Here is a 12,166-nt window from a genome sequence, read left to right as displayed (position 1 = left end):
CTTATATAAAAAGGAGAGAATTTATTATGTCAACAATTATTGATGTTTATGCTCGCGAAGTCCTTGACTCTCGTGGTAACCCAACTGTAGAAGTAGAAGTTTACACAGAAAGCGGCGCTTTCGGACGCGCTATCGTACCAAGTGGTGCATCTACTGGTGAGCACGAAGCAGTAGAATTACGTGACGGTGACAAATCTCGTTACCTTGGTAAAGGTGTTGTTAACGCAGTAAACAACGTTAACGAAATTATCGCTCCAGAAATCGCTGGTTTCGATGTAACTGACCAAGCTGGTATCGACCGCGCTATGATCGAATTAGATGGCACTCCAAACAAAGGTAAACTAGGCGCTAACGCTATCCTTGGTGTATCTATGGCAGTAGCTCACGCAGCAGCTGACTTCGTAGGTCTTCCATTATACCGTTACCTTGGTGGATTCAATGCAAAACAATTACCAACTCCAATGATGAACATCATCAACGGTGGTTCTCACGCTGATAACAACGTTGACTTCCAAGAGTTCATGATCTTACCAGTTGGTGCTCCAACATTCAAAGAATCAATCCGTATGGGTGCTGAAGTATTCCATGCACTTAAAGCTGTATTACATGACAAAGGTCTTAACACTGCAGTAGGTGACGAAGGTGGATTCGCTCCAAACCTTGGTTCTAACCGTGAAGCTTTAGAAGTAATCATCGAAGCTATCGAAAAAGCTGGTTACAAAGCTGGCGAGAACGTATTCTTAGGAATGGACGTTGCTTCTTCTGAGTTCTACAACAAAGAAACTGGTAAATATGACCTTGCAGGCGAAGGCCGTACTGGCTTAACTTCTGCAGAAATGGTTGATTTCTATGAAGAGCTTTGCAAAGACTTCCCAATCATCTCTATCGAAGATGGTTTAGACGAAAACGACTGGGATGGTCACAAATTATTAACTGAGCGTATCGGTGATAAAGTACAATTAGTTGGTGACGACTTATTCGTAACTAACACTCAAAAACTTGCTGAAGGTATCGAAAAAGGTATCTCTAACTCAATCTTAATTAAAGTTAACCAAATCGGTACTTTAACTGAGACTTTCGAAGCTATCGAAATGGCTAAACGTGCTGGTTACACAGCAGTTGTATCTCACCGTTCTGGTGAAACTGAAGATGCTACAATCGCTGACATCGCAGTTGCAACTAACGCTGGCCAAATCAAAACTGGTTCTATGAGCCGTACTGACCGTATTGCTAAGTACAACCAATTATTACGCATCGAAGACGAACTAGGCGAAATCGCTGTTTACGATGGTATCAAATCTTTCTATAACATCAAACGATAATTGTAGAAAATAAACGACAGACCGTGAGAAATCACGGTCTGTTTTTTTATGCTAAAATTGTTCACCCGTCATAAGTGACATGAAATGTTTGAAGAAGCGGTTATAGTCAAAATCAATTGCAATTTGATGAACCGGCCAATCAATAAATGGCTTCTGGTTCACTAGAGAGCGAAATTCCCCTATGCTTGCTCCTTGTGCAGAGGATTCTGTCATGACAACAATAGGTGATTTATGATACGTGAACATAGAGTTATCAAATAAAGCGAGTATTGGCATTGTGTCATGGAATGGGCTCCCCTTTAAATGTGGTAGGGCGTCTTTATAATATCCGTAGTAATAATGATCAAATAACGGTTTGACAAGTGGAGCTTTTCCTTTTACCTCAATGTATTCTGCCATTTCTGGTGTAATGATGGAGTATTGAGTGACGTTTAATGGGTATATGTACATGTTAACTGCGGATTGAAGGACTATATTAGCGGCAGTAGGATCGCCATAAAAGTTTGCTTCGGAAATAGGGGTAACATTACCAGGATGTAAAAAGGTACCGCCCATTACGTAGTAAGATTTAATTTGTTTCATTAACTGTTTGCACATGATAAACAAAATTGCTAGGGAGGTAAGTCTTCCTAAACTCACAATGATTAATTCATCTTTATACTGTTCAATAAGAGGAATGACTTCAAAAAAATTCTCCATTTCTCCGTTAGTCACATTCACCTTTGGAATAATTGGACCGAGCCCCTGTTTCCCATGTACATCCGTAAAAAACGCAGGTGGGGCACCAGTAAGGGGACGTTCTGAACCACCGAATATCTTGATATTTCTATTCTTTGTTTCGTTATTAAAAAAATGAGCATTTTCTACGGCCGTTTTTTTTGGAACATTGCCGTAATCAGCAACGATACCGACGATTTCTATTTCGTCGATAAAGAATGCTAAGAGGAGAGCCATCGTATCATCAATCCCAGGATCACAAAAAATGAGAACTTTTTTGGGCATATGTTCACCACCTATCTTGTTTATCCCGTACAAATCCGCTTGGTGAGGGCTAATAATTAATGGGGATGAGGAAAACCTCAATGATTAAAGTTTCACTTTATATATATGTAAGTTTAAGGATAAAAAGATTATTTTATTGAAATAATAGTCTTTTAAATTCAGAAAATAAAAACTTTTTATATTAGGTCAATGTTTTTGACATAATTTTTGTTTAGAAATGCAGTCATATCAAGGTTGTAAGCGTATAACATAGGCTGTTTTTGCTGTCAAGTTGATAAATTGCAGCTTTTTACAATTTATACTATGATAAAGATATTAACAGAAGATCGTATAAACATGAGGGATGATGAACATGAAATTTACAAAGATTCTTGTCCAAATTGCTGCTCTTTACGTGTTTTATATGGTTGGAACTTGGGTGCAAGAAATGTTAAATATTCCGATTCCAGGAAGTTTGATTGGAATGTTCCTCTTACTTGTTTTACTTAGCCTAAAAGTTCTTCCAGTGAAATGGTTCGATTTAGGAGCAGAAACACTCGTTGCTATTATGCCGTTTTTATTAATTCCGCCAACGCTTGGCCTAATGAATTACGGTGCTTTTTTTATGAGTAAAGGAATTTCTCTTTTCATTACAGTTGTAGCGAGTACATTTTTAATTATTATTGTCGCAGGACATACAGGACAATATCTTGCGAATAGGAAGGAAAGAGAGTCGCGATGAGCCAAATATTAATCGGAATCGGTTGGGTTCTTTTTACGGTGCTATTATATCAATTATCTAAAAAAATCTATAAATTATTTCCAACACCATTCACCATCCCAATGCTTGTAGCAACAGGATTAATGGCTTTCCTATTTATCGTGCTTGATATACCATATCAACATTATATGGAAAGTGGTGGTGGCTGGATTGCAAAGTTACTTGGACCCGGTGTTGTAGCATTTGCAATTCCTCTTTATAAACAACGTCATGTTCTGCAAAAATATGTTGTACCGATTGCTGGTGGCGTATTAGTAGGTACAACAGTTGCAATCGCTAGTGATTTTGCCATTGCTTCACTTATGGGAACAGATAAAAGCTTAATCTTATCCTCTTTACCAAAATCGGTGACAATGCCAGTTGCGATGAGTGTTTCAGAGCAAGTCGGTGGTGTACCTTCCTTAACAGCAGCTTTCGTTGTTATCGCGGGTATTACTGGAACCATTACAGGACCTCTTTTATTAAAATGGAGCCGTGTTACAAACTCAGTTGGTAAAGGTATCGGATTTGGATGTGCGTCTCATATTATGGGTGTTATGAGTGCGATGAAAAATAACGAACATGAAGGTGTTATTGGATCGGTAACAATGACATTAACAGCAATTTTGACATGTTTACTTGGACCGTTATTTGCAATGATGTTTATGTAATAGAAGAAAAGCGAGAGCGACTCTATAGCTCTCGCTTTTCTATAGGATTTATGCTACAGTTACAATAACTGAATCTTTGTAGGAGGTACGCCAAGTGCATACGTTATTATCAGTTTTACTTATTATTGTATCGATTTTAATGATTGTTATGGTACTTATGCAATCTAGTAATAGCTCAGGCCTTTCAGGTGCAATTTCAGGCGGTGCAGAGCAATTATTTGGTAAGCAAAAAGCACGTGGAATTGAAGCGGTATTAAACCGTATTACAATTGTTTTAGCTGTATTGTTCTTTGTATTAACAATTGCTGTTACGTACTTAAACTTATAGAATTGAAAGAAGAAGCGTTAGTAAGATGTACTAATGGTTCTTCTTTTTTTGTTTTACCATTTGAAAGATGTTTCTAATTAGATTATAGAAATATAAATATGGTACACTAGATATAGAAAGAATACGACTAGATTACAGAAGAGAAAGAGGAGAAGTACATGATGAAATTAGCATCTCCGAAACCATTTACATTTGAGGGTGGAGACCGCGCTGTTTTATTACTACATGGATTCACAGGGAACTCAGCTGATGTACGTATGTTAGGGCGTTTCTTAGAAAAGAAAGGCTATACTTGTCATGCGCCAATTTATAAAGGGCACGGTGTACCACCAGAAGAGCTTGTTCATACAGGGCCTGAAGATTGGTGGCAAGATGTAACGGAGGCATATCAGCTTTTAAAAGATAAAGGTTTTGAGAAAATTGCTGTTGTTGGATTGTCACTTGGCGGCGTATTTTCTTTAAAATTAGGTTATACAGTACCTGTTTTAGGTGTGGTACCAATGTGTGCACCGATGTATATTAAGAGCGAAGAAACTATGTACCAAGGTATATTGGCATATGCCCGCGAATATAAAAAACGTGAGCAAAAATCACTAGAACAAATCGAACAAGAAATGTTGGAATTCCAAAAGACACCAATGAATACATTAAAAGCATTACAACAATTAATTGCTGACGTACGTAACAATGTGGATATGATTTATGCGCCAACATTTGTTGTACAAGCGCGTCATGATGAAATGATTAATACAGATAGTGCTAACATTATTTATAACGGTGTAGAATCTACGTTAAAAGACATTAAATGGTATGAAGACTCTACGCATGTCATTACACTTGATAAACAACGTGACGAGCTACATGAGGATGTATATAACTTCTTGGAGCAACTAGATTGGTAAGATCTAGTTGCCTCTTTTTTTCATAAGGAATTTTTTGTGAAAACTGTAAAAATCATAAGGGGAGTATTGAAGTTTCGCTTTATACATCCCCTATCTTTCGGATACACTAAATAATATAAGGTTTTAAAGGAGGTATTTTTGCTTGGAAGAAATCATACAAGAACATATTGATAAGTTGTTATTATTTATGAGAGAAGAAGCGTATAAACCGTTAACGATACAAGAGTTAGAAGAGGCATTTGGAATTGAAGGTTCTGAGGGCTTTAAAGATTTCGTAAAGGCACTTGTAACGATGGAAGAGAAGGGGCTTGTTGTTCGTACACGTAGCAACCGTTACGGTCTTCCTGAAAAGATGAATTTAGTAAGAGGTAAGTTAATTGGACATGCACGTGGCTTTGCTTTCGTTGTACCAGAAGAGAAGAAAACTGGAGACGATGATCTTTTCATCCCGCCTACAGAATTAAACGGTGCACTTCATGGCGATACAGTATTAGCACGCCTTAGTTCTCAATCAAGCGGTTCACGTCAAGAAGGTTCAATTGTACGCATTTTAGAACGTGGCACGAAAGAGCTAGTTGGTACATATACAGAATCGAAAAACTTTGGCTTTGTTATACCTGACAATAAGCGCTGGACAAGTGATATTTTCGTATTGAAAAGTGCGTCAATGGGAGCTGTAGAAGGTCATAAAGTAGTTGTGAAAATTACGAGCTACCCAGAGAATCGTTTAAGCGCAGAAGGTGAAGTTATTCAAATTCTAGGTCATAAAAATGATCCAGGAGTAGATATTTTATCTGTCATTCATAAACATCATTTACCTTTGGCATTCCCTGAGGAAGTGATGGAGCATGCAAACAGTGTACCAGAAACGATTTCAGAAGAAGATTTAAAGGATCGCCGCGATTTACGTGATCAAATGATCGTAACGATTGATGGTGCAGATGCAAAAGATTTAGATGACGCTGTTACAGTAACGAAGCTTGAGAACGGTAACTACAAGCTTGGCGTTCATATTGCGGATGTAAGTCATTACGTTCAAGAAGGTTCTCCAATTGATGTAGAAGCAGCAGAAAGAGCGACGAGTGTGTATCTTGTTGACCGTGTAATTCCGATGATTCCACATCGTCTATCTAACGGTATTTGTTCATTAAATCCGAAAGTAGACCGTCTGACATTATCTTGTGAAATGGAAATCAACAACTTAGGTGATGTTGTTAAACACGAGATTTTCCAAAGTGTGATTAAAACGACAGAGCGTATGACGTATGCTGATGTAAGAAGCATTTTAGAAGATGAGGACGAAGAGTTAATTAAGCGTTATGAGCCGCTCGTACCGATGTTTAAAGAGATGGGCCAATTGGCACAAATTTTACGTGAAAAACGTATGCGTCGTGGTGCAATTGACTTTGACTTTAAAGAAGCGAAAGTATTAGTGGATGAAGAAGGAAAACCGACAGACGTTGTTATGCGCGATCGTTCTGTATCAGAGAAGTTAATTGAAGAATTTATGCTTGTTGCGAATGAAACAGTAGCAGAGCACTTCCACTGGATGAACGTACCGTTTATGTACCGTGTCCATGAAGATCCGAAAGAAGATAAGCTTGAGCGTTTCTTCGAGTTTGTAACGAACTTCGGATATGCGGTAAAAGGACGTGCGAATGAAGTGCACCCTCGTGCGCTGCAACAAATTCTTGAAATGGTTCAAGGACAGCCAGAAGAAGTAGTTATTTCAACAGTTATGCTTCGTTCTATGAAGCAAGCTCGTTACGATGCGGATAGTTTAGGACATTTCGGTTTATCAACTGAGTTCTACACACATTTCACATCACCAATTCGTCGTTACCCAGATACAATCGTTCATAGATTAATTCGTGAATACATTATTAATGGTAAAGTCGACAACGAAACGCAAGCAAAATGGCGTGAAAAATTACCTGAGATTGCAGAGCACTCTTCTAATATGGAACGCCGTGCTGTTGAAGCAGAGCGTGAAACAGATGAGATGAAAAAAGCAGAGTATATGGTTGATAAGATCGGTGAAGAGTATGACGGTATGATTAGTTCTGTAACAAACTTCGGTTTATTCGTAGAGCTTCCAAATACAATTGAAGGTCTTGTACACGTTAGCTACTTAACGGATGATTACTATCGTTATGATGAGCAGCATTTCGCTATGATCGGAGAACGTACAGGAAACGTATTCCGCATCGGTGATGAAATTACAATTCGCGTTATTAACGTAAACAAAGACGAGCGTGCAATCGACTTTGAAATCGTTGGCATGAAAGGCACACCTCGCCGTAAGTTCAAAGATCGTCCAGTCGTTATCGAGCAGCCAAGAACAGGCAGAAAGAAACGCGGTGGACGTAGCGAGCGCAGTAATGAGCGCGGCGGTGAACGTGGCACAGGTAGAAAATTTGACCGTGGTGGTAAAGGAAAAGGAAGAGGATCTGCATCGGCATCCACATCCGCTAGCCAGCCAGGGAAAAAAGACGGTAACGGCAAGAAGAAAAAAGCATTCTTCGAAAACGTACCAGGATTCAAGAAGAAAAAGAAAAAGCGTAAGTAAGAAAAGGGTGGCTTCGCTTTGATCAAAAGCGGGGCCGTTTTCTTTTTTCTTCGTGGCTTGAGAGCGAGCCACTTTCGCTTTTTATTAACATTTGTTACAATAGTAAAAATAGAGGAGGGACGTTATATGCCAAAGGGTACAGGTAAGGTTATTGCACAAAATAAAAAAGCATTTCATGATTATTTCATCGAAGAAACATACGAAGCAGGGCTTGTCCTTCAAGGAACGGAAATTAAGTCGATTCGCGCTGGACGCGTAAACTTGAAAGATGCGTTTGCACGTGTACATAATGGTGAAGTATGGGTTCATAATATGCACATTAATACGTACGAACAAGGGAATCGTTTCAACCATGATCCACTTCGTACGAGAAAATTACTTCTGCATAAAAAAGAAATTGATAAACTAGCGGGTGCTGCAAAAGAAACAGGTTACGCATTAGTTCCACTTAGAATTTATTTGAAAAATGGATTTGCAAAAATGGCACTTGGTTTAGCAAAAGGTAAGAAGCAATACGATAAACGTCACGATTTAAAAGAGAAAGAAGCTAAACGTGAAATTGCACGCGCGTTCCGTGATCGCCAAAAGATGTAATACATATATTTACATTTGTAAAATGGAGCGCGTATGTTATAATAACTTATGTAAGGTTGTTGCACATTGAAAAACAGCTCTTAGTAGCTATCACGATATTTTCTTCGTATGCTCCATTTTTATCATGGGGACGTTACGGATTCGACAGGGATAGTTCGAGCTTAGGTTGCGAGTCGAGGGGATCGGCCTCGTTAAAACGTCAAAGCCTATAATTGGCAAACAAAACAATCTTTCTTTAGCTGCTTAATTGCACTAAAGGTTCCTCCCTCCATCGTCCATGTGGTAGGGTAAGGGACTCAAACTAAGTGGACTACGCCGGAGTTCGCCGTCTGAGGACAAAGGAAGAGAATAACCAGACTAGCAACTTGGAAGCCTGTCGATAGGCCGAAGAGTTCGCGAAGTGCTAATATATCGACTACACTCGTAGAAGCTTAAGTGCCGATATTTTTGGACGTGGGTTCGACTCCCACCGTCTCCACCAATACATATTTGGTGGTTTTTTTATTTTGTATGATATGAACCATAATTTTGCCAAATTGGCGAGGTTATGGTCCTTTTTGTTTGTGGCAAATTTATGGTTCTAAAAATAGAATGTATCTAATTTCTTGGTTCTTTCAATTACATCATCAATGCATCTTGTGTGTTATCCCTTAACTATCACAATTTTATCCAGTAAAAGCCCGATTGGTGAGGACTGATAATCAGTGGGGGATAAACATCTCTATTCAATTAATAATTCGCTTTATTCGAATCTTCATATGTTTTGTGTTTTTAACCATACCTATTGTAAGATTATATAGAGTTCTCCTAATAAGCTGTTTTAATGGATTATTTAGGAATCTTAAATTTATAAATCTTAAATTGTTTTTTCGGGATAATTTTTTTATCTAAATAAGTTATATTGAAGTAGAGGTGAACCATCGGTGAGGCAGGTGTTAGTAATTAAGAATGAACGGTCTTCAGCAAAGAAAATTGTAAGCGGTCTAACGCAAGAAGGCTATTTCATTTTAAAACTTCACAATGAAAACCAAGGTTTAAATATAATATATGAACAAGATTGGGATATTATCATATTGGATTGGGACTCATTAAGTATATCGGGACCAGAAATTTGCAGACAAATACGACTTGTTAAAACGACACCGATCATTATTGTGACCGACAATATTTCTAGTAAGGATTGCATAGCAGGGCTACAAGCAGGAGCAGATGATTATATAAGAAAACCATTTGTGAAAGAAGAATTAGTAGCAAGGGTTCAAGCAATTTTAAGGAGAAGTGACTGTATTCAGCAAAATGAGACAAACTTTTATCAGTTTAAAGATCTCTTTGTTGATGCATCTAGTAATATTGTGAAAAAAGGTGGCGAAAATCTCTCGCTTACTAAGCGCGAGTACGATTTACTTGTATTTTTAATCAAGAATAAAAATACAATATTGAGCCGTGAAATGCTTTTGAATCAGGTTTGGGGATATAACGTAGTAGTAAATCCAAATGTAGTAGATTTATATATTGGGTATGTAAGAAGAAAGTTAAAGTGCGAGAAGAAAGAAAGATATATTCAAACGATACATGGCAGAGGTTATTCAATGATTGAATGATAAAATAAGGTAATAGAAAAAAGAGTAAAACTGTGAAGTGACCCCTAAAAGTTAGACACGGTTATTTCATTAGGCAGCTTGATAAAAATGAGTTCGGTATTGTACCGGACTCATTTTTAATTTTGCCTTAATCCGTTTCGTATTATAATAATCTATATATTTTTCTAATTCTATTTTAAAGTGCTCTACATTTTCAAATTCTTTTATGTAGAGGAACTCCGACTTCATAATCCCAAAGAAATTTTCTATTACTGCGTTGTCGTAACAGTTTCCTTTTCGAGACATACTCTGTACGATACCCCTTGATTCAAGTGTGCGGACGTATTGACTCATTTGATAATGCCATCCTTGATCCGAATGCATTAGTAGCTGGTGGTTTTCAGGTAAACGTTCTAATGCTTTCTCTAACATCTCTGAAACAAGTGAATACGTCGGTCTAGAACCAATTGTATAGGTAATAATTTCACCATTATACAAGTCTAATACAGGTGATACATACAGTTTCTCTCCAAACAATTTAAACTCTGTGATGTCCGTTACCCATTTTTGATTCGGGGCATCTGTATAAAAATTACGCTCTAAAATATTAGGTGCAATTTTACCGACTTTCCCTTTATAGGATTTCTATTTCTTCATACGCACAACACACTTTAATCCAAGCTCTTTCATAATGCGCTGAACCTTTTTGTGATTCACTTTCTGATCACGATTCGTTAACTCATCACGAATGCGACGGTAGCCATAACGACCTTCATTTTCCTCATAAATCGCTTTAATTTCAGCTTTCAAATCGGCATCTTGATCCGGACGATTCATTTTCTTTACTAAATCATAATACGTACTCCGTGGAATACCAGCTAGCTCCACGAGTGCCTTCACCGAATATTTATGCCTTAATTCATAGACTACTTGCGCCTTGTCTTGCTTCGTGATTTTTCCTTGTTTTGAACTAAGGCATTCAACTTTTTTAAGTACTCATTTTCCATTTCAAGCTGTTTAATACGTGCTTCAAGTGCTTCGACTGACCCGTCAGCTAAAGTTTGTTTTAATTGTTTATTTGAATCTTTTTTCATGGATGGACGCCCCTTTTTTTTAGATTGAAGGGCATCAATTCCTTGTGTTTCGAGCTGTTTTTTCCAAACAGAAATCGTTGAAGGGGCAGGAATGTTAAAGATAGCTGCCGTCTCAAATAAGGACATACCGTTTTCAATCATAAAGTTTAGTACGTCTAGTTTAAATTGTTGTGTGTAATTTGTACATCGTTTTAGAAAAGCTTCTATACCATTTTGTTTATATTGGTTTACCCAATTCAAAATAATTGTGTCACTTATACCAATCGATTTACCCATTTCTCGATAACTTTCATTTCCGTTCAAATAACGTAGAACGATTTGTATTTTTTCATCAGCTGTAAATTTAGCCATAGAAAAACTGCACCTCCAATTGTTAGACTGTGTCTAACAATTGGGGTGCAGTTCAGTTTCCTCGCTCTTTTTTTATTTGTCATAAACAATATATAGTGAAATTTAAGCGATTCTAAATACAGTAAGGCGGATGTTAGTATTTCCTGTTGCAGGGATCGTAATCTCATTAAGAGTAGATTGGACAGAGATTCTTGCATCAGCTGCTAATGTTTCGATTGTAGTAAATGAAAGTGAGTCGCCTATTAAATTTGAAGAGAAATTATCAGTTGCGACTGCCCCATTAATTGAAATGCCTACTCCAAGAGGAGCGCATCCTGGCGCAGTTGTAGAAATAGATACGCTAATTACATAAATACCACCGTTGACAACTGTAACTGTATCTGTGCCATTAAAGATAATATTGTTTACGTTAATTGCAGTATTGAAAATAAAGTTATTAAATTGTAGTACTGTTTGTTGAATATTGTTTGTTACAACAATTGTTGCTACAGGGAAACTAGGTCCAGTAGGCCCAGTAGGTCCGGTAACTCCTATACCAGTCGCGCCCGTTGGCCCTTGAACACCTTGAGGTCCAGTAGCACCAACAGGTCCTTGAACACCTTGAGGTCCAGTGGCACCGGTAGCACCCGTGTTACCTTGAACACCTTGAGGTCCAGTAGCGCCAGTGTTACCTTGAACACCTTGAGGTCCAGTGGCACCGGTAGCACCCGTGTTACCTTGAGCACCTTGAGGTCCAGTAGCGCCAGTAGCACCAGCAGGTCCTTGAGTACCTTGAGGTCCAGTGGCACCAGTAGCACCCGTGTTACCTTGAACACCTTGAGGTCCAGTGGCACCGGTAGCACCCGTGTTACCTTGAACACCTTGAGGTCCAGTGGCACCGGTAGCACCCGTGTTACCTTGAACACCTTGAGGTCCAGTAGCGCCAGTAGCCCCCGTGTTACCTTGAGCACCTTGAGGTCCAGTGGCACCGGTAGCCCCCGTGTTACCTTGAGCACCTTGAGGTCCAGTGGCACC

Annotated in this window: 10 protein-coding genes, 1 other RNA gene and 1 pseudogene; 9 read left to right on the top strand and 3 right to left on the bottom strand. The window is 38.5% G+C overall.

Going from position 1 to position 12,166, the window contains the following annotated elements:
* Positions 1-26: 26 nt before the first annotated feature.
* Positions 27-1,322, top strand: a complete 1,296-nt coding sequence (gene eno, locus F3I02_RS32445) for a phosphopyruvate hydratase (protein ID WP_000103951.1) — start codon at positions 27-29, stop codon at positions 1,320-1,322.
* 51 nt (positions 1,323-1,373) lie between these two features.
* Here the strand turns inward: eno and F3I02_RS32440 are convergent, their stop codons facing one another.
* The gene (locus tag F3I02_RS32440; protein ID WP_001125063.1) at positions 1,374-2,324 is read right to left on the bottom strand and encodes a nucleoside hydrolase; all 951 of its coding nucleotides are present in this window, start codon (positions 2,322-2,324) and stop codon (positions 1,374-1,376) included.
* 352 nt (positions 2,325-2,676) lie between these two features.
* On the opposite strand from F3I02_RS32440, the gene F3I02_RS32435 reads away from it, so the two are divergent.
* The 8 genes from F3I02_RS32435 to F3I02_RS32400 all read left to right on the top strand — a co-directional run bounded on the left by F3I02_RS32435 (position 2,677) and on the right by F3I02_RS32400 (position 9,728).
* Positions 2,677-3,045 carry a CidA/LrgA family holin-like protein gene (locus F3I02_RS32435; RefSeq protein ID WP_000673222.1) on the top strand — a complete coding sequence of 123 codons (369 nt, stop codon included), beginning with the start codon at positions 2,677-2,679 and terminating at the stop codon, positions 3,043-3,045.
* Positions 3,042-3,734 carry an LrgB family protein gene (locus F3I02_RS32430; protein WP_196478805.1) on the top strand — a complete coding sequence of 231 codons (693 nt, stop codon included), beginning with the start codon at positions 3,042-3,044 and terminating at the stop codon, positions 3,732-3,734. Before F3I02_RS32435 ends, F3I02_RS32430 begins: the two co-directional genes overlap by 4 nt.
* Before the next feature lie 94 nt (positions 3,735-3,828).
* Positions 3,829-4,062 (top strand): preprotein translocase subunit SecG, encoded by a 234-nt coding sequence (gene secG / locus F3I02_RS32425; protein WP_000557263.1) that lies wholly within the window; start codon positions 3,829-3,831, stop codon positions 4,060-4,062.
* Positions 4,063-4,223: 161 nt separating this feature from the next.
* Positions 4,224-4,964, top strand: coding sequence for a carboxylesterase (gene estA, locus F3I02_RS32420; RefSeq protein WP_000761974.1), 741 nt, complete (start codon positions 4,224-4,226; stop codon positions 4,962-4,964).
* A 142-nt stretch (positions 4,965-5,106) separates the two neighbouring features.
* Complete coding sequence (rnr, locus tag F3I02_RS32415) at positions 5,107-7,533, top strand: ribonuclease R (protein ID WP_046946642.1); 2,427 nt, start codon at positions 5,107-5,109, stop codon at positions 7,531-7,533.
* Positions 7,534-7,659: 126 nt separating this feature from the next.
* Entirely contained in the window at positions 7,660-8,127 is a 468-nt protein-coding gene (smpB, locus tag F3I02_RS32410) for an SsrA-binding protein (RefSeq protein WP_001123919.1), read from the top strand.
* Positions 8,128-8,253: 126 nt separating this feature from the next.
* Positions 8,254-8,608: a transfer-messenger RNA gene (ssrA, locus tag F3I02_RS32405) on the top strand.
* Positions 8,609-9,050: 442 nt separating this feature from the next.
* The gene (locus F3I02_RS32400; protein ID WP_074593742.1) at positions 9,051-9,728 is read left to right on the top strand and encodes a response regulator transcription factor; all 678 of its coding nucleotides are present in this window, start codon (positions 9,051-9,053) and stop codon (positions 9,726-9,728) included.
* Positions 9,729-9,797: 69 nt separating this feature from the next.
* Here the strand turns inward: F3I02_RS32400 and F3I02_RS32395 are convergent.
* Both F3I02_RS32395 and F3I02_RS32390 read right to left on the bottom strand, forming a co-directional pair.
* A pseudogene (locus tag F3I02_RS32395) lies at positions 9,798-11,152 on the bottom strand (IS3 family transposase).
* Between the two features lie 102 nt (positions 11,153-11,254).
* A partial coding sequence (locus F3I02_RS32390) for a Gly-Xaa-Xaa repeat protein (RefSeq protein ID WP_196478804.1) occupies positions 11,255-12,166 on the bottom strand: 912 nt, incomplete at its 5' end.

Origin of the sequence: Bacillus sp. SRB3LM (assembly GCF_015712745.1) — a bacterium.
Taxonomy (GTDB): domain Bacteria; phylum Bacillota; class Bacilli; order Bacillales; family Bacillaceae_G; genus Bacillus_A; species Bacillus_A thuringiensis_K.
Note: the sequence above shows the minus strand (reverse complement) of the source record. Positions and strands in the feature narration are given on the sequence as shown.